Source organism: Hymenobacter sp. R533113 (genome assembly GCF_056835965.1).
Genome location: NZ_JAKWBD010000014.1, coordinates 101598 through 119376 on the forward strand (window position 1 = coordinate 101598; position 17779 = coordinate 119376).

Genomic DNA, 17779 nt, shown 5'->3' on the forward strand with positions numbered 1-17779 from the left:
ATAGCCTAATTGCCGAAAAAGCCCCCATACTGCTGAAGCAGACGGCGGTGCTGGAACTCGGGCGGGGGAATGCGAAAATCAAGCAGCGTCACGCGGCCGGGCACCGGCCCGATGGTCGGCTCAAACACGATGCGGTCAGGTTTGTATTCCTGGCGGGGCACGCCACCAACCAATATTTCGCGTTCCGTCTCGGCCGATACTTCGCGGCTGAAGTAGTGGGCGAGTTGTGGGTTGTGCACCGTGCGCTGAAGTAGCTCCAGCAGTGTAGGTCGCTCTTTGGTGCTTACCAGGCCCTCTGCCACGAGGTGGGCGGCCACGCGCTCTGCGTCGGCGGCCAGAACGGTGCGACGCAGGGCGTAGTGCAGCTTGCGGCTCCATTCGCGCTGTATCTGCTGGTCGTCGAAATCAAAAACGGTGTTGGCGTGCCGACGCAGGCGCAGGCGCTCTTCCCAGGGCGTGCTGGTGAGGTTGGTCAGCGGCCAGTTGTCGGCGGCGGGCGCGGCATTCTTGACGGCCGGGATACGGTGCTGGGCATCGGCCAGCACGTAGGCCATACGCTCGTCGTCCCACTGCTCGGTGCTGAGCAGGTAGCGGTGCAACAGCTCGGCTATGGTCTTGGCTTGCTCACTGGGGGGCATTTCTGCCTCTGCGGAGCGTGACGAGCTGCTTTTGGTAGGCTTAGGCCGCCGACTGATGGCGTACAGGCGGTGGCGCGGACGGGTAAAGGCTACATAGAGCATGTTCAGCCCTTCGAGGAAGGTTTTTTCCAACTCCTCGGTGTATTGCCGGGCCAGCGGCGTGCGCGCCAGGGCCTGCGTCTGGCTGACCACGGCTATGGGGGGCATTTCCGGCACTGGCTTTTCTTCCTCCCTCAATCTACCCCAAAGCAAGGTGTTGCGGTGGGGCGTCAGGCTCCAGTCGGCGAAGGGCACGATGACCACACCATAAGCTAAGCCCTTGGCTTTGTGCACGGTGGTGATGGTGATGGCGTCGCGGCCAGCGGGGGCGTTGATGCTCAGGGAGCTTTTCTTCTGCTGCCAGTAAGCCAGGAAATTATTGAGGTTGTTGCCGAAGCGTAGGCTAAACTCCAGGGTCAGGTCGAGGAAGCGGAAGAGATACTCGCTTTCCGCATTGCGACCCAGCAGCCCGAACATACCGATGAGGCGCTCCGTTAGCTCATACAGACCCAGATTACCCGTTTCGCGCTCCTGCACGTCGTAGCCCAAAGCGCGTAGCTCGTCGAAAAAGGGGAGAGCTTTCTCCTTGTTGGCCAGCTCGGCAATATGGCGGGCACGGGCCGGCGTGGGGGGCAAATGCCGCACTACTTTATCCACTAGCAGCAAGGCCTCGGCCCGCGCCAGCGTATCGGCCGGCTGATTCAGGACCCGAAACACGGCCACCAGCAGATTCACCACCTCCGCAAACTCCAGCGACAACGAATCGGCCGAAATAATGGCGTATCCGCGCTCCTTCAGAAACTTCGCGACCCGTCTGCTACTGTCGCGGCGACGGCAGAGCACGGCAATATCCTGGAGGCGAAACCCATCTTTCAGGGCTTGTTCTACTAGCTGCAGGGTGAGGTACAGGGTGCTTTCCTCGTAGTCGAGCAGGTGGGTGAGGGGTAGGCCGGGGAGGGGTTCCTCGGAGTAGGTGCCGGTGGCGGGGGAATAGCGGCGGGCGGGCGCGTCGTCTTCGGTGAAGAGCAGTTCTACGTGGCCGTTCAACGGAGCCTCACCCCCGGCCCCCTCTCCCGCATTCCGCGCATCAAGCGGCGAAAGGGGGGAGCCTGACGACTGCTGCTGAGTTGAATCCTTGGCTTGCGCTGGCTCAAACACACTAGTATTTGTCATTGTGATTGCATTGGCAACCACGCGCGGTGGCAGACCGGCTAACGCTTCCTGAATAAGGCTTAGAACCGTTGGTAAGTCATTTATAACTTCCTCGTTGAGGAATCGAAGGACTCGATAGCCTAATTGATGTAGCTTATAAGTGCGGCCTGTGTCATACTCAGCCTGGCTTACTTCGGCATGTACATCACCATCAACTTCTACAACCAGCATTTTAGCAATACACACGAAATCCACGATGAAGGAGTTGATAACATGCTGCCGCCGAAACTTCTCGCCCAGCTTTTGATTACGTAACGCCTGCCAAAGCACGTTTTCGGCCGCCGTCGGATTAGACCGCATCTCTTTAGAAAAAGCCGCCGTCTTTTCCCAAGTATCGAAGTCAGCAGTCAATACATACTCGCCAATTGCTCCTTCACCACTGTTGCGGGTAGTACCAATAGTAGTTTCTGTACCAGCATCAGTAGTACTTGCAGCAGAAATGCCATCCCGATCCCGAGCATCGTCAGAAGTAACACCAGCCAAACCATTAGAAGAACCCGTTGCAGTCGTCAGGCTCCCCTTTCGCCGCTTGATGCGCGGAATGCGGGAGAGGGGGCCGGGGGGTGAGGCAATCGTTGCCCAAAATCCTTATCATAAATGCCCCCCACCAGCGGCAGCCCCGTGTGCCCCTCACTCACAAACTCAAAAAACGAGTTATTAAACTCAATAATGCCCCCCGCCGAGCGGTAATTAACGTTCAGATTCTGCGGCTCCAACGCCTGATCCAGCGTAAAATACCGATCCTCCAATAACCCCCGCAGCTCGTCATCAGCCACGCGGCCGTACAGGTACTCCGTCTCCTTTTTGTGCAAACGCAGAATCTGCTCCATCTCGCCGCCCCGCCAGCGGTAGATGGCCTGCTTGGCGTCGCCCACGGCCAGGCTCAAATTGCCCCCCGCCACGGCATTCTCGACCAGCGGCAGCAGGTTGTTCCATTGCAGCACCGACGTATCCTGAAACTCGTCAATCAGCAGGTGCAGATACCGCTCGCCCAGGCGCTCGTAAAGAAACGGCACCGGCTCGCGCAGCACAATGCCGGCAATGCGGCGGTTGAACTCGGCGATGAGCACCACGCCCCGCTCCCGGCTGAGCTGGTCCACGGCCTTGCTCAGCTCGCTCAGCAGCGACACATGAAACAGGTAGGGCAGCATCCCGCTCACCAGCACATAATCGGGTAGGAGGGTGGCGCGCAGGGTTTCCAGCTCCACAAAAGCATCCGTCAGGTCCGACTTCACGGCGTCGACGCGCTGCTTGTCGGCGGCGGTTTTTACTTTGCCGCTGTACCATTTGTCCTGCTCCAGGGTGGCGCGCACGTAGCTGTTGGCCTCCTTGTCGGGCTGCAAGCGCTCGTCCCAGCGGGTGAAGTAGCCGATGATGCCGCTTTTGCCCTGGTATAAGTCGGCGTCGGTTACGCCGGCCGCGTCGAGGGTAGCCAGGGCGCGGACGGCCACGGCTTGCACCTGCTGCTCAATGGCTTCCTTGCGCTTGCGCAGCGTCTCGTGCAGGCGGCGGTAGTCCTGCAGCGACATCTTCTGGAGCTGCTCCACGGCCTCGTGCACGGGCTCGGAGAGCAGGAAGCGGCCAAACTGCACCAGCTCGTCGGGCAGGGTGTTCCAGCTGCGGCCTTCCTCGGCTTTGCTCAGGGCGTAGTCGGCCAGGGAGCGGGAGAGCAGGGCCGCGTTGGGGTCGCGGTTTACTTTGTCGAGCAGCAGGGCCACGGCGCTTTGCAGCACCGCGTCGCCGTCCAGCTCTACCTCGAAGGTGGCGGGCAGACCCAGCTCCCGCGTGAAAGCCTGCACAATGCGCTGCACAAACGAGTCGATGGTGCTGACGGCAAAATCGGCGTAGTGGTAGAGCACCAGTCGAAACGTGGCGCCCGCCCGCCGCCGCAGCTCCTGCTGTTGCTCCTGGGGCGTAGCAGCAAGGCGCGAAAACTGCCCCTCAGCCGCCAGCTCCGCCGCAATATCGCGCAGCAGCGCATCGTCCTGATTTTCTTCCGTGGGGTAGGCAAACCGCCGCAGCGCCCCAATAATGCGCTCCTTCATCTCCCCGGCCGCGTCGTTGGTAAACGTAATGGCCAGAATGCTCTTGAAGTACGCCGGATCATCGGACCCCAGCGCCAGCTTCAGGTATTCCTTGGTGAGCTGATAGGTTTTGCCGGAGCCGGCAGAAGAGGAGTAGATGCGGAAGGTGGAGGGCATTTGGGGAGGATCGGAGGGCTGTACTGCAAAAGTAAAGCGGAAGTGATGGAATGCAGATTGTTTGGGTAAATTGCGGCTAATTACTGTTTCACACACAACTATGAAATTTCATCTAAAAGAATTTAATAGAAATATTCCGGACGCTAAATTACTTGACGATTTAAAAAGAGTTGCTAATATTCTAGGATCTAATAAGATCTCATCTAGAAAATATGAAAGCAATGGAGGTAAATATACTGCTGGAACAATCGGTGTGAGATTTGGGAGTTGGAATAAGGCATTAGAAATAGCCGGTTTAGATTTTGTATTAAAACATAAACCTTCAGAAGTAGAATTATTTCAAAATATTGAAGAAGTGTGGATAAAACTAGGTAGACAACCACTGTTTAGAGACATGAAACGCCCACTTTCAAAGTTTTCTCCTAGTGTATATATCAATAAATTTGACACTTTCAGAGCTGGTCTTGAAGCATTTATCGAGCATGTAAAGTCAGTAAATACAAATCAAGAGATAGCGGACGCAGAAATAGTTTCTCACATAAATAAAGAAAGTGAAATTTCATTTAGGCATAAGACAAAGAGATTTCCAAATGATAGGCTAAAAGTTCAAGTATTGATGAGAGACGGAAATAAGTGTAGACTTTGTGGTATTACTGTGACCGGAGATGATATTCATTTTGATCACATAATTCCTTGGTCTAAGGGTGGAGAAACAGTTTTAAATAATATTCAAGTGCTCTGTAAAAAACATAATCTTGCCAAAGGGAATTTAGAATACGAAGCTTAGCAAAAGCTCTCACATCAAGGGAAATTCATGACCTACTACTCGTTTTTCAACCCCTCTATATGGAACTGAAAGACCTTATCGCCACCGACTCCGACATTCTAGGAGGACAGCCTGTCTTCAAAGGAACACGGGTTCCTGTCGAGACGCTGTTCGATCATCTGGAGGCTGGAGTGTCGATGGAAGAGTTTTTAGATGACTTCCCGACGGTTACCAGAAAACAGGCTATTGCGACGCTCGAAATCGCTAATAAGCTATGATGATTTATTACAGAAGACCTTGGGATGAAGGCACAGGAAACCCATTGTCGGATTCTTGGGGAACCTCAACCTTTTATTTTGAAGTAGACAAGAACGGCGAGGTTTTGCGTCAAATTCAAGCTTTTGAAAATGGGCGAAAACTAAAATATAGTTTAAATTATATAGAGGACGAATTTGGAGGGCTTTCAGAAGTTTCGTTAGAGTTTGAGGAATACAAAGAGTTTATAATTGACCAGCGAGAGTTTGAAGCCTTATGGAGATAGTATAGCACGCTTCACTCCACGGGCTCCCATAGCCGCTTCTTTACCGCCTCTTCCACCCGCTTCGGGCGCTGGGTCTGCGGATCCAGGAGCACCCACTGGGTTTCGGCTTCGCAGAGCAGCACGTCATCGGCGGCCCGCTCGATGCGCACGAAGCGCTGGGACTGGGCCCCACAACCTTCCCCACCGCACGTAGGGTAAAGCTGTTTTCAGGAGGCTGCCCATATTTCGCTGGACCAGCAAACTCGTGCATCTTGGTTCAACTATGAAGTTTTGTTGCACTTTCGGGCAACTTTTTTTACCTTTGCTTTGTGAACGAAAGGCAGAAACACCGAACTATCGTTTTTTATAAGAATTACTTTCAAGAGTTCTTTGAGAAGCAGCGGGACAAGGTGAAAGATAAAATCATCTGGACTTTCGACCTACTGGAAGACCTGCCAAGAGTGCCTGAATCTTACCTCAAACACCTTGAGAATACGGATGGGCTTTATGAAATCCGGGTGCAGCAAGGCAGCGACATTTTTCGCATCTTCTGCTTCTTCGACCAGGGTCAGTTAGTAGTATTGGCTAATGGCTTTCAAAAGAAAACCCAGAAGACCCCGAAGCAGGAGATAGAAAGAGCACTTAAAATAAAGAGCGAGTATGAAAGCGAAGAAAAATAATATAGTCACGTTGGAGCAGTTCAAAGATCAGAACTACGGGAAGCGTGGGACTGAAAAACGTGATGCGCTCGAAGCAGGGTACCAAAATTTCAGAATCGGAGCTTTACTCCACGAGGCCCGACTTGAAAAGGGATTAACGCAGGAGGAGCTTGCCGAAAAAGTAGGGACAACAAAATCTTACATTTCAAAGATTGAGAATAACATAAAAGAGGCTCGCATTTCGACGCTGCAAAAAATAGTTGAACTCGGCTTGGGCGGTCACTTGGAGCTATCAATTAAGCTCTAAAACTCTTTTCACCCCACCGGCTCCCACAACCGCTTTTTCACCGCCTCTTCCACCCGCTTCGGGCGCTGGGTCTGCGGGTCCAGGAGCACCCACTGGGTTTCGGCTTCGCAGAGCAGCACATTATCGGCGGCCCGCTCGATGCGCACGAAGCGCTGAGACTGGGCCCCGCGCACTTCACCCACCCAGGTAGTGCAGCGCAGCTCCTCGCCCAGAAACGCGGGCTTGTGGTAGCGGATCCGGTGTTCCAGCACCACCCAGATATATTGCTCCCGCTCGCCCTTCGGGATGGCGGTCAGCCAGTGCGCCGCCGCGGTGTCCTGCACATACTGCACGTACTGCACATTGTTGACGTGGTGTAGCTCGTCGATGTCAGACGCAACGACGGTAAGCAGGCGGGAAAAGCGGAAGGCAGGCGTGGGTTCGGACATGGTGGAGCGGTTTTGCAATTAGCGTACGGGGTAGAGACGCAATATTTTGCGTCTCCTCGTTGAACAGTTCGCCGTCAGCAACGAGGAGACGTAAAATATTGCGTCTCTACCATATAACTGGCAGCGATGCCGCAAAGGAAAGGAACGGCGGGCCGGTAGCGTTCGGGATAGCGGCCACACCGGGAAAGCAACGAAACGTAATTTTATCTTAATCCTAAATAGCTACTACTACGTGCATTAGGATCAGCTGCTATCTTCTGATAGATAGAATTTGATTATAGCGGAACGTGAATTTTTAAAACGTGTTATAGCACCTCACAGTAGGGTCAGCCGAACGTTGGCGTACCATTCAATTTGCCCCCCAAGGCTAGCTAAGAGAGCTAATCTTGTCACTGGGGGGCTTTTTTACGAAATAAAATCGTATCTTTGCACCCGCATTTGAGAATGGCCCCGTTCCGCGCAGCTACGGCTGCTTTTTGTAAATTTCTGGCCGTCACCGTCTTCCGTCCGTTGCTTCCGTCGCTTGTCGTTGTTGAGAGTGTGGGTGAAGAACGTCGCTGAATCTGCTGTTTTCAGAGCTAGTTCATCTCATTCCATCTAAAGACAACATGGAAAAAGTAAAATTTGAAGAACTGTCGTTATCGACAGAAATGCAACGCGCGATTACCGAAATCGGCTACGAAGAGGCTTCGCCGATTCAGGCAGAGGCAATTCCCGCGCTGCTCGCAGGTCGCGACGTGATTGGCCAGGCCCAGACGGGTACCGGCAAAACGGCGGCCTTTAGTATCCCGGCCATTGAGGGCGTTGATACCAATTCGCGCAACACTCAGGTACTCGTACTCTGCCCCACGCGTGAGCTGGCCGTGCAGGTTTCGGGCGAAATTCAGAAGCTCGGTAAGTATAAGTCAGGTCTGGCCGTAGTGCCTATCTACGGTGGCTCGTCTTACGACCGGCAGTTTCGCGCCCTGGAGCGCGGTGTGCAGATCGTAATTGGTACGCCGGGCCGCGTAATGGACCACCTGGAGCGCGGTACGTTGAAGCTGGATCATTGCAAAATGATCATCCTCGACGAAGCCGACGAAATGCTGGACATGGGTTTCCGTGAGGATATCGAGACGGTGCTCAAGAAAATGCCCGAGGAGCGCCAGACGGTGTTCTTCTCGGCGACCATGAGCAAGCCCATCATGGACATGACGAAGCGGTATCAGAAAGATCCGCAGATCGTGAAGGTCAACCACCAGGAAATGACTGTTTCGAACATCGAGCAGTCGTACTACGAGGTGCGTGGTCCCCAGAAAAAAGACGTGCTTACCCGCCTGATTGACATGTTCAATCTGAAGTCGGCCATCGTGTTTGCCAACACCAAGCGCATGGTAGACGAAATCGTGGGCGATTTGCAAGCTAAAGGCTATTTCGCCGAAGGCTTGCACGGCGACATGGGCCAGCAGCAGCGTCAAAACACCTTGGACAAATTCCGCAAAGGCACCCTGGAAATCCTCGTGGCCACTCGACGTAGCTGCCCGCGGCATCGACGTGGAAAATGTGGAGGCCGTCATCAACTATGACCTGCCCGCCGACGAGGAGTACTATGTGCACCGTATCGGCCGCACCGGCCGCGCCGGTAAGTCGGGTCGCGCCTTCACCTTCGTGAGTGGCCGCGACATCTACAAGTTGCGCGACATCATGCGCTTCACCAAGGCTACCATCAAACTGGAACGCGTTCCGTCGTTTGAGGATGTGACCGAGGTGAAAACCACGCTGTTCCTGACTCAGATCAAGGATGTCATTGAAAAAGGCAACCTGGAGAAGTACGTAGGCCGCGTGCAGCGTCTGTTAGATCAGAGCGAAGAAATTACCTCGCTTGACATTGCCGCTGCCTTGCTCAAAATGAGCATGAAGGAAGAGAAGCGCGTGGAGCAAAGCCTCGACGCTGGTCGTAGCCAAGCCGCGCCGCGCCCCGGCTACACCCGCATGTTCGTAACCATGGGCAAGAAGGACCGGATTCACCCCCGTGATATCGTTGACCTGATTGCTGAGAGCACGGGCCTCACTGCTGGTAAAGTAGGTGACATCGCGCTGTACGACAAGTTTAGCTTCGTAGAAGTGCCTTCGGAGTTTGCCGAAGAAATCGTTACCAACCTTGGTCGGGCCAGCATCAATGGTCGGCCGGTGGCCTTTAACGTGGCTACGCCCGTGCAGGAAGGTGATGCCAAGCAGGAAGGTGGTCGTGGCGGCTTCGGCGGTGCCAACGAGAATCGTCCTGCTCGTCGTGGCCCAGGTGGCTTCGGTGGCGGTGAGCGTCGCGAAGGCGGCTCCGGCTACGGTGGCAACCGTGGCGGCAGCAGCTACGGCGGTGGCGACCGTCGCGAAGGTGGTTCCAGCTACGGCGGTGGTGCTCGTGGCGGCAGCAGCTTTGGCGGCAACCGCGGTGGCTCCAGCTATGGTGGTGGTTACAAAGGCAACCGCGACGGCGGCAGCAGCGGCAGCAGCAGCTACGGCGGCGGTTACAAAGGCAAGCGTGATGGCGACAGTGGGGCTGGCAACGCTGGCAGCACCGGCGGCGGCTACAAGCCCCGCAGCACTAGCGACTTCGACGAATAGATCAAGCCTCCAGGTAGCTTTCGCTGATCACACGGCGAATCTACTTTAAGTAAAAAAGCCCCCCAGACGTTGGTCTGGGGGCTTTTTTTGTGGTGACGAAACCAGTACTACTTCTTACTCGCGTCGCGCAGCGACTTAATGGTGTCGTGGGCTTCACGCACGCCCTGGTATTGCTTCTCGATGATAGACTTCAGCTGGCCGGGGAGGCTTTCCGCTTTCAAAGCCGTCTGGTAGGCTTTTACGGCGTAATCTTCGCCACGCTCGCACTCGTTGAGGATGCTTTCGCGGTCCTTGCTGGTGATGGCAGCCTTGATGTTAATGAACGCGCGGTGTACAGTGCCGGTGATGGAGGTGTCTTCCTCGGCTTTCAGGTTAAGCTGGTGCATCTGGTCTTCCAGCTCGGTGAGGTAACCGTCGCGCTGGGCGGCGTATTTCTTGAAGACGTCCTTTAGATCCTGATCTTCTACGTCGGTGAGAGCGGTGGCGTAGCCAACTTCGCCGTCTTTCAGGGTTTGAACGAGTTCGTTGAGCAGGGTTTGGGTTGCTTTGGAATCCATGAGGAGTAGGGTTGGGAGTGGTAAAACAGTAACTGTACTGCTTTACTGTGTCCATACCCGCAAGGTTGCAATTTGACTAACTAGCCCACCTGGCGGCGCTGGAGTAGCTGGGAGCATCTGAGCTTGCGCTATGCAGGAAGGTTTCTATGGCTGCCAGCGTTTCGATGGGGGCGCTTAAGTGGGGGCAATGGCCGGTTGCCCGCAAGGTTACCAACGTAGAATCGGGGATGGACTGGTGCACGAAAGCGCCTACTTCGGCGGGCGCAATTATGTCGGCGCAGCACTGTAGAATCAACGTTTTGGGGAGCACCCTGGGCAGATCCTGGCGGTTATCCGACAGAAAGGTGACCCTGGCAAACTCCTTGGCAATGGCGTTATCGGCGCGGCTGAAGTTCTCCATTAATTCCTGCGCCAGAGAAGGACATTCGGGATTACCCATGATTAAGGGCGCAAACGTGTTGGCCCAGCTCTGAAAATCCTGGTTCATCAGGTCTAGCATCGCCTCAATAGCAGCGCGCTCAAATCCTCCGAAGTAGTCGTGGTCGTTGATATAGCAAGGGGAGGGGCCAATGAGAATCAGCTTTGAAAACAGATCCGGCGCCTGAATCGTGCTCAGGGCGCTGATCATGGCTCCCACGGAGTGACCCACCAGAATAACATCCTGCAGGCCCAGCGTGCGACACACCTCCACAATATCGGCCGCGTAGCCGTGCAGGGTAGCGTATTTATCCGGGTCGTAGGCTGAGAGAGCGGAATTGCCAACGCCTACCTGGTCTAGTAGCACCAGTCGGTAGTTCGCTACTAAGCCCGCCGTGATGTAGCGCCAGATATTTTGATCACAGCCAAAGCCGTGGACCAACACCATCGTCTGCTTGCCCTGACCAATAACCTTGACGTTGTTTCGTATGCGTGCATCCATAATCCAATGCAAACCAGATGACCCAGTGCCGGCGGGTACTTTCCTGCTAAAATATGTAATGATTCGCTATCAAAAGATAAAGGCGCACCCATTCTACTTTCGTTGCACCGGAATAGTGGATGCAATAAGCGCTTACAAGACAACAGCGCCCCAATCAGGGGTAGAATAAAAAATTGAGATGTTACGGTTCAGCTCTGCAATGGTCAACGTATCTGACTCTGTTTTATAGAGTTAAACTGATTTGATACGATGAAAGCGCGAACCGCTCGCTTGACAGTACGGGCAGCTAAGAATTGCCGGCTCCTATTGCCCGGCCAGCCAGATACCCGGTAGTCCAGGCGGCCTGAAAGTTGAAGCCGCCCGTAATGCCATCGATATCAAGCACTTCGCCCGCAAAGTAGAGGCCTGGCACCCGTCGGCTTTCCATGGTATGCATGTTTACCTCGCCGAGAACAATGCCGCCACAGGTCACAAATTCCTCTTTGTAAGTGGTTTTGCCCCGCATGGGCAATGGCGTGCGGAGTAGGCTTTCAATCAGGCGGTTTTGCAGCTTGGCGGGCAGCTCACTCCAGCGCATCTCCGGGCTGATGCCGGCCTGGTCGGTGAGGGTACGCCACAGCCGCTGGGGCAAACCAAATAAGGGGTTGCTCTCTACTGTTTTACGCCCGTTCTGGTCGCGGAAGGTGTGCAGCCACTGGCGCAGCGTTTCTTCAGTATGGGCCGGCACCCAGCTCACCAGCGCCGTGCTTTCATATTGTAGCTCATGCAGGCGGCGAGCACCCCAAGCCGAAAGCTTAAGCACAGCCGGGCCACTCACACCCCAATGCGTTACCAGGATCGGGCCTTCATACTCCAGCTTTTCGCCCGCCACTCGCACACGCACGTTGGGCACGCTCACGCCCGGCAGCTCCCGCAGCGGCGACTCTGGTACATTAAAGGTAAACAGCGACGGTACTGGCTCGGCCACCGTGTGCCCCAGCTGCCGGAGCCACTCGTAGCTCTCCGACTTAGGCGCGCCGCCAGTAGCAATGAGCAGGCGGGCAACGTACATCTGCTGGGCGTGGGCACCGGTAAGCCGCAACTGGAAGCCGCCACCGGGCTGGGGGGCAATTTCGTCGGCGTTAGTTTGCTGTAAAATGCGTACGCCGGCCCGCTGCGCCGCGTCGAGCAGGCATTGGGCAATGGTTTCGGAAGAGTCGGTGGTGGGAAACATGCGACCATCGGCCTCCGTCTTGAGTGCCACGCCGCGCGCTTCAAACCAGGCGATGGTGGCGCGGGCATCAAACTCGCGGAAAGCTTCTTTGAGCTGCTTGCCCCCGCGCGGGTAGTGTTGCGCCAGCTGGGTCGGCGACTCGCAGGCGTGGGTTACGTTGCAGCGCCCGCCGCCGGAGATGCGCACTTTGCTCAGCAGCTTACCGGTTTTTTCGATGAGATAAACCGTTAGGCGGGGGTTGGCATCGGCGCAGGCAATGGCCCCGAAAAAGCCGGCCGCGCCACCGCCCAGCACGGCTACGGTGTTGGAATGAGAAGGAGTTTGCACAGCCCAAAGGTACGAACCCCGCCTGCTTAAATCTCTCTTAGGACGGGTACAGAAAGTAATCTAAACTAAACAACGCTGAAACGTCATGCTGAGCTTGTCGAAGCATCTCTACTGCTTTGTTTGGGCGGTTCAGCGAAGCGGTAGAGATGCTTCGACAAGCTCAGCATGACGTGCTGGAAGTTTTCCGTACACACGCTTAGAGCTGGCAGGCGCTGAGCTAGCAGGCGGCCAATGCCACCTCGATATCGTCGTGTTTAAATTGATACCCCAGGGTCTGCCGAATCAAAGTGCTATCAATGATTTTGCCCCCCGGCGCGTCATCCTGACCAAAAACAGGCGGCTGTAATCCCAGATGCCGGGTTGCTTTGGGATAGAAGTCGCCGCGCACGGGATGGGAAATGGCGCACGCATTAAAGGTGTGTCCCCAGGCTTGCTGCCGAATAATAGTGGTCAGCAAACCCACACAGTCGGTGAGGTGAATAAGGTTGACGGGGGCACTAGCCTGCGCCACATCATGACGGCCCGCCAGAAACCGGCCGGGCGGCCGCTGGGGACCAAACAAGCCCGCCAGCCGCACCACGGTATTATGCGCTTGGTCAGGGTTGGTATCCTGGGGGGCAAAAAGAGCTTCGGCCCGTAGCATATCAGAGGCAGCGTCTGAGGCAGCTTGGGCATCGGTTTCGCGCATGGCGCGGGGTTCGTCGGGGTATACGCTGGTCGAGCTGACAAACAACACGTGACCAACTCCACAATCCTTGGCCGCTTCCGCTACGGGATGTAGCAGACCTGAATAGCCGCTGGCGGTAGCGCTCCGGCGCGGGGGCACGTTGAGCACCAATACATCGGTGCCGCTGAGCAAGGTGTGAAGGGTGTCGCGGTCGGTGGCCGTGAATTTGCCCCCCAGACTCAGCAAATACGGCCGAATGCCCGCGTCGCGCACCGTGAGTACGCGCGTGGGCGTGGTGGTGGTGCCGGCCACGGAGTAACCTTCGGCCACGAGAGCCTGCGCCAGGGGCAACCCCAGCCAGCCGCAACCAAGCACGGCCACCGTCGGACGAAGACTTTGAAACGAATCAATCATGCAGACCAAAGGTGGTAAAAAATCATTACCGACCAAGCGGCTTACCTCAACCGACAATTCCCGTTCTTGTGACTTTCCTGGCTTCGCCTTTTATTTACATCTAACCTCGACCAAACGCTTTATGTCTGCTCCCTACACCCAACCCATGCTTCGTGACAATGCCTTGCAAGGCAAAACCATCGTCGTGACTGGCGGCGGCACCGGCCTGGGTCGCGCCATGACCACGTATTTTCTCCAGCTGGGGGCCAATGTCACCATCAGCAGCCGCAAGTTGGACGTGCTGGAAAAAACCGCTGCCGAATTGCGCCAGCAAACCGGCGGTAAGGTATTAGCCGTGCAGTGCGACGTGCGCAAGTATGATGAAGTGGAAGCGATGTTGCAGCGCACCATCGACGAGTTTGGGGGCGTCGACGTATTGCTGAATAACGCCGCCGGCAACTTTATCTCGCCTACCGAGCGCCTCAGCCACAAAGCCTTCGACGTCATTGTGGACATCGTGCTGCGCGGCTCCTACAACTGCACGCTCGCCTTCGGCAAACGCTGGATTGCCGACCAAAAGCCCGGTACCATTCTTAACATTGTGACTACCTATGCCTCCGTGGGCTCGGCTTACGTGGTGCCCTCGGCGGCGGCTAAAGCCGGCGTACTGGCTATGACGCGCTCTTTGGCCGTTGAGTGGGCCAAGTACGGTATTCGCTCCAACGCCATTGCGCCCGGCCCGTTCCCCACGGAAGGCGCCTGGAGCCGCTTATTCCCCGAGCCGCTCGCCAAAAAGCTCGATCCGGCCGCTTCCGTGCCGCTCAAGCGCGTAGGCGACCACCAGGAGCTGGCTAACCTGGCTGCTTACCTCGTGTCCGATTTCTCCGCTTATATGAACGGCGAAGTGGTCACCATCGATGGGGGCGAGTGGCTTAATGGAGCCGGCGAGTTCAATAAGCTGGAGTTGATCCCGGCCCCGATGTGGGACGAAATCGAGAAGGCCATGCGCCGGTAAGTTCGGAAGTACAAGTTCGATTAAACTGCCTGGCTACACTAAAAAGCCCCCCAGATATTATCTGGGGGGCTTTTTCTCGCACGTCAAATGCTATGCTGGATTGCGTGGAATTATAGATTGTAGTCTTTAAAACCCTTGGTAAACTCCTGGGTTGAAATAGGCTGGTTGGCCACCAGATCCAAAAACTTGAACTCCTCGAACAGGCCTTTATCATCCTCCGTCCGCACCAGAACCGGCAAAAACAGCTTTTTATCAACACAGATAAGGGTGCGCGTGCCGTAGCTGTTCGGCACTTGCAGCACCTTACCCGTGGAAATGGGTGCGTCGGCGGCCACCCCGTTTTTCTCCATAATACGGTATTCACCGCAGCCAAATTTGTCGGCAACCTGCGCTACGGTTTCGCCCTTGCCGGCGGTATACGCCACGTAGCGAAACTTGGGAAAGTCGGAGCGGAGCTGGTAGCACGGCCGGCCCGCTACCGTAGTATCGTTGGTGTAGCGGAATGAGCGTTCGTACGACCGATCGGGACGCTGGGCGGAGCCGCGCAGAATATCCGCAATCATCCCGTAGCCCGCATCCAGCACGCTGTGGTGCTGACCGCGGCGCATTAGGGTGCCATTCGGGTCAAGGCTGAGCGTGACGTACGGAAAGCTATTGGGATACACCCACGCGTCGCCGTCATTCTGACCCGTTACCCAAAGCACTTCCACGCCTTTCTTATTACGCAGAAATATCCGCAGGGGAGCATACCCCAGTTTCATCGTGGAGTTAGCCTGGGTGTATTTGGTGCCTAGTCGTTCCTGCGCGTGCACGGTGCACCGCAGTGTCTTTAAATTATCAATAGCCAGCCGCAGCCGCGAAACGAGCTGCTCGGTAGTCATGCTTTCCGGGGGCGACGATGCGACGGTAGGTAGGAAAATAGAATAGAGAGCTAACAGGCTGGCAACCGGCATTACAAGCCAAGGAATTGAAAACATAAGCAACTGAGTATGTATTTTGCAAATGGATAAACCAAATGGGTAATGAAATTCTTTGCTGACGCTACTGCGGTGTTAGCTTGTTAATTGAGGCTGAGCCGGGGGAAGCGGGATTTAGCAGAATCAAAAATAAACAGCTCATCGATTTCAACCTCCGTCATAAAGGAATACAGCGGAAACTGCTCCACCACTGCCTGCACCGCCGCCGCATCGTCTGCGTTGATGGTGATCCAGCCCCGGGTTCGGTCGGCGCTGATGGCATAGGTCTCAATTACGTGGTCCTCAATAAGCTGCTGAATAAGCGCCCAATGCGATGGAATGAGCGCAATAAACTCTTGGTTGAACAACGCGGGTAGCCGCAAGCTAACTACGAATCTGGGCATAAAAGCGGGAGGGCAGAAAAACGAGGGGTTTATTGCTGCTGAACGCCAGCCGCTGGCGGAAAGTTGAGCTTTTATGCCGGCGCGGGTAACTTTTTAAGGCAAAATCCAGAATAGAGAGCCATGCACTTTTCCGTTATTACTCCCAGCCACAACCGCCGCCAGTATCTGCCTGAAGCGGTGGCCAGCGTACAGGCCAGCATCAGCGCTCCGCTCGACTTCTCATACGATCATCTCATCTACGACAACGGCTCTACCGACGGCACCGGCGAGTGGCTCCGTCAGGCCGCAGTCGATACGCCGAATTTGCGCACCTGGAGCTATCCCGAACCTTTAAAGGCCGGAGAAGCCCGCAACCGTATTATCCGCGAAACGCCCCCCGATGCCTGGCTGGTGCCCCTCGACGACGATGATATTCTGCTTCAGCGCACGCTCTATCACTATGCCGACCTGGTGCAGCGCCACCCCGCCGCCCCCTGGTTTGTCGCCGATTTCCTGCGCATTGACCAGGATGGGCGCTACCTACCCAACGAAGATTACTACGCCTGGCGCTTTGATTCGCCGGTTGATATGCTGGGGGCCATTTTTCGGGCTGAGCATTTCATCCAAGGCAACGTATGCTATAGCCGGAGTCTGTTTGATCAGGTAGGGAGCTACGATTGGCAGTTGCCCATGGCCGAAGACCTGGACTTATATGTCCGCTTTCTGCTGGCGGGCCATTTGCCGGTTGTCTCGCCCCACATCAACCACCTGCACCGGTTTCATACCAGCAACGTAAGCATCGGGGTAGATGGGGATAAGCACACCCAGGATCTGCGGGCGATTTACGCTAAATATGCCCCCCAGCTGCGGGCCTTAGGTATTGTTGAGCCGGAGCATTAATTTCGCCGGTGACAGGGCGTAAATCATTTTTTAAACATTTGTATATAATACACATTTGAATAACAAAGAAGCTATTACTCGGACGGTTGACTTCATTGAAGCAAAATTTCTAAACGAGGGTTCTGGGCACGATTGGGCTCATATCAAGCGGGTGTGGCACACGAGCCAGGCGCTTGCCGCCCAAACACCCGGCGTCGACCCTTTCGTGACCGAGCTAGGTGCCTTACTCCACGACGTAGCCGATTGGAAATTTCACGCCGGCGATGAGGAAGCCGGACCTCGTGCTGCCAGAGAATGGTTAGAGAGTTTGGGCGTAGAGGAAGCTGTTATCCAGCGCGTGGAAGTCATTATTCGGGAAATTTCCTTTAAAGGAGTGGGCGTCCCCACGCCCATGAGCACACCGGAAGGGGAGATAGTGCAGGATGCTGACCGCCTCGATGCTATTGGTGCCATTGGGGTAGCGCGGGCCTTTGCCTATGGAGGCCATAAAGGTCGTCCGCTCCACGACCCCGCTGTGCTGCCTGTCGCCCACGACTCCTTCGAGAGCTACAAGCAGAATACCGCGCCCACTATCAACCACTTTTATGAAAAGCTACTGCATCTGCAAGATCGACTACAGACACCGGCGGCTCGTGCGGTAGCAAAGCAACGGCATCAGTTTATGGAGCAGTTCCTTGTCCAATTCCTGCGCGAGTGGGAGGGTAAGGACGTTGTGATGAAGCCGTAAAGGAAAAGGCAAGTTCCCTCATCCTGGTTTGCCCGTGAATAAGGGCAGCGATAACTCGCTACGGACCGCTACTTTTAGGGCATGAATCTACGTTTACTCTATGTTCGGTTTGTGGTGGCCATTTTTCTGCTGGTCGCCGCTGCCTCGTGTCGTACCTGTCCCATTTTGTCGTGTCACACGCGCAAAGTGCATTTTCATGAGGGCAGTAAGTTTCGGGGCCAACCTATTTTTAAGAAACAAAACCCGGCTATTGGCGAGAAAATCAAGGTCCACAACGAGGGTAACAGCAAGCGCCGCAAAGCCGACAAAAGCAAGCCGCTGAAATAGGCCAGAATTAGGCAAAACGGGCCT

Annotated in this window: 19 protein-coding genes and 1 pseudogene; 10 read left to right on the top strand and 10 right to left on the bottom strand. The window is 55.4% G+C overall.

Annotated features, from left to right (window positions below):
- Positions 1–5: 5 nt before the first annotated feature.
- Together MKZ35_RS19305 and MKZ35_RS19310 are read right to left on the bottom strand one after the other, a co-directional pair.
- Complete coding sequence (locus tag MKZ35_RS19305) at positions 6–2372, bottom strand: DUF559 domain-containing protein (RefSeq protein ID WP_482514878.1); 2367 nt, start codon at positions 2370–2372, stop codon at positions 6–8.
- Positions 2373–2398: 26 nt separating this feature from the next.
- Positions 2399–4090: a UvrD-helicase domain-containing protein gene (locus MKZ35_RS19310; RefSeq protein WP_482514879.1), complete on the bottom strand. Its 1692-nt coding sequence runs from the start codon at positions 4088–4090 to the stop codon at positions 2399–2401.
- Positions 4091–4190: 100 nt separating this feature from the next.
- Between MKZ35_RS19310 and MKZ35_RS19315 the strand changes: the two genes are divergently transcribed.
- The 3 genes from MKZ35_RS19315 to MKZ35_RS19325 are packed head-to-tail and all read left to right on the top strand — an operon-like array spanning position 4191 to position 5397.
- Positions 4191–4877, top strand: a complete 687-nt coding sequence (locus MKZ35_RS19315) for a homing endonuclease associated repeat-containing protein (RefSeq protein ID WP_482514880.1) — start codon at positions 4191–4193, stop codon at positions 4875–4877.
- A gap of 59 nt (positions 4878–4936) precedes the next feature.
- Complete coding sequence (locus tag MKZ35_RS19320; protein ID WP_482514881.1) at positions 4937–5134, top strand: DUF433 domain-containing protein; 198 nt, start codon at positions 4937–4939, stop codon at positions 5132–5134.
- Positions 5131–5397, top strand: a complete 267-nt coding sequence (locus MKZ35_RS19325) for a hypothetical protein (RefSeq protein WP_482514882.1) — start codon at positions 5131–5133, stop codon at positions 5395–5397. The genes MKZ35_RS19320 and MKZ35_RS19325 overlap by 4 nt, the downstream gene beginning before the upstream one ends.
- A gap of 11 nt (positions 5398–5408) precedes the next feature.
- Here the strand turns inward: MKZ35_RS19325 and MKZ35_RS19330 are convergent, their stop codons facing one another.
- Positions 5409–5546, bottom strand: coding sequence for a hypothetical protein (locus MKZ35_RS19330; protein ID WP_482514883.1), 138 nt, complete (start codon positions 5544–5546; stop codon positions 5409–5411).
- Positions 5547–5705: 159 nt separating this feature from the next.
- On the opposite strand from MKZ35_RS19330, the gene MKZ35_RS19335 reads away from it, so the two are divergent.
- Together MKZ35_RS19335 and MKZ35_RS19340 are read left to right on the top strand one after the other, a co-directional pair.
- Positions 5706–6056: a type II toxin-antitoxin system RelE/ParE family toxin gene (locus MKZ35_RS19335; RefSeq protein ID WP_482514884.1), complete on the top strand. Its 351-nt coding sequence runs from the start codon at positions 5706–5708 to the stop codon at positions 6054–6056.
- Positions 6037–6342, top strand: a complete 306-nt coding sequence (locus MKZ35_RS19340; RefSeq protein ID WP_482514885.1) for a helix-turn-helix domain-containing protein — start codon at positions 6037–6039, stop codon at positions 6340–6342. The genes MKZ35_RS19335 and MKZ35_RS19340 overlap by 20 nt, the downstream gene beginning before the upstream one ends.
- A gap of 8 nt (positions 6343–6350) precedes the next feature.
- On the opposite strand, the gene MKZ35_RS19345 is transcribed toward MKZ35_RS19340, so the two are convergent.
- Entirely contained in the window at positions 6351–6770 is a 420-nt protein-coding gene (locus MKZ35_RS19345; RefSeq protein WP_482514886.1) for an acyl-CoA thioesterase, read from the bottom strand.
- A gap of 608 nt (positions 6771–7378) precedes the next feature.
- Here MKZ35_RS19345 and MKZ35_RS19350 point away from each other — a divergent pair.
- Positions 7379–8957: pseudogene (locus tag MKZ35_RS19350) on the top strand (DEAD/DEAH box helicase); the annotation flags it as partial.
- A 521-nt stretch (positions 8958–9478) separates the two neighbouring features.
- On the opposite strand, the gene MKZ35_RS19355 reads toward MKZ35_RS19350, so the two are convergent.
- The 4 genes from MKZ35_RS19355 to MKZ35_RS19370 all read right to left on the bottom strand — a co-directional run bounded on the left by MKZ35_RS19355 (position 9479) and on the right by MKZ35_RS19370 (position 13468).
- Positions 9479–9928, bottom strand: a complete 450-nt coding sequence (locus MKZ35_RS19355) for a PA2169 family four-helix-bundle protein (RefSeq protein WP_482514887.1) — start codon at positions 9926–9928, stop codon at positions 9479–9481.
- A gap of 76 nt (positions 9929–10004) precedes the next feature.
- On the bottom strand, positions 10005–10847 hold the full coding sequence (locus MKZ35_RS19360; protein ID WP_482514888.1) for an alpha/beta fold hydrolase: 843 nt from the start codon (positions 10845–10847) through the stop codon (positions 10005–10007).
- 286 nt (positions 10848–11133) lie between these two features.
- On the bottom strand, positions 11134–12387 hold the full coding sequence (locus MKZ35_RS19365) for a BaiN/RdsA family NAD(P)/FAD-dependent oxidoreductase (protein WP_482514889.1): 1254 nt from the start codon (positions 12385–12387) through the stop codon (positions 11134–11136).
- Between the two features lie 217 nt (positions 12388–12604).
- Positions 12605–13468: an NAD-dependent epimerase/dehydratase family protein gene (locus MKZ35_RS19370; protein WP_482514890.1), complete on the bottom strand. Its 864-nt coding sequence runs from the start codon at positions 13466–13468 to the stop codon at positions 12605–12607.
- A 121-nt stretch (positions 13469–13589) separates the two neighbouring features.
- Here MKZ35_RS19370 and MKZ35_RS19375 point away from each other — a divergent pair, with 121 nt between their 5' ends.
- The gene (locus MKZ35_RS19375; RefSeq protein WP_482514891.1) at positions 13590–14462 is read left to right on the top strand and encodes an SDR family oxidoreductase; all 873 of its coding nucleotides are present in this window, start codon (positions 13590–13592) and stop codon (positions 14460–14462) included.
- Between the two features lie 110 nt (positions 14463–14572).
- On the opposite strand, the gene MKZ35_RS19380 is transcribed toward MKZ35_RS19375, so the two are convergent.
- Together MKZ35_RS19380 and MKZ35_RS19385 are read right to left on the bottom strand one after the other, a co-directional pair.
- Positions 14573–15439, bottom strand: a complete 867-nt coding sequence (locus tag MKZ35_RS19380) for a LysM peptidoglycan-binding domain-containing protein (protein ID WP_482514892.1) — start codon at positions 15437–15439, stop codon at positions 14573–14575.
- A gap of 83 nt (positions 15440–15522) precedes the next feature.
- Positions 15523–15822 carry a hypothetical protein gene (locus MKZ35_RS19385; protein ID WP_482514893.1) on the bottom strand — a complete coding sequence of 100 codons (300 nt, stop codon included), beginning with the start codon at positions 15820–15822 and terminating at the stop codon, positions 15523–15525.
- Positions 15823–15942: 120 nt separating this feature from the next.
- Here MKZ35_RS19385 and MKZ35_RS19390 point away from each other — a divergent pair, with 120 nt between their 5' ends.
- From MKZ35_RS19390 to MKZ35_RS19400, 3 genes are all read left to right on the top strand, one after another.
- Positions 15943–16701 (top strand): glycosyltransferase family 2 protein, encoded by a 759-nt coding sequence (locus MKZ35_RS19390; RefSeq protein WP_482514894.1) that lies wholly within the window; start codon positions 15943–15945, stop codon positions 16699–16701.
- Positions 16702–16756: 55 nt separating this feature from the next.
- The gene (locus tag MKZ35_RS19395) at positions 16757–17428 is read left to right on the top strand and encodes an HD domain-containing protein (protein WP_482514895.1); all 672 of its coding nucleotides are present in this window, start codon (positions 16757–16759) and stop codon (positions 17426–17428) included.
- 81 nt (positions 17429–17509) lie between these two features.
- Entirely contained in the window at positions 17510–17755 is a 246-nt protein-coding gene (locus MKZ35_RS19400; RefSeq protein ID WP_482514896.1) for a hypothetical protein, read from the top strand.
- The last annotated feature ends 24 nt before the right edge of the window (positions 17756–17779 follow it).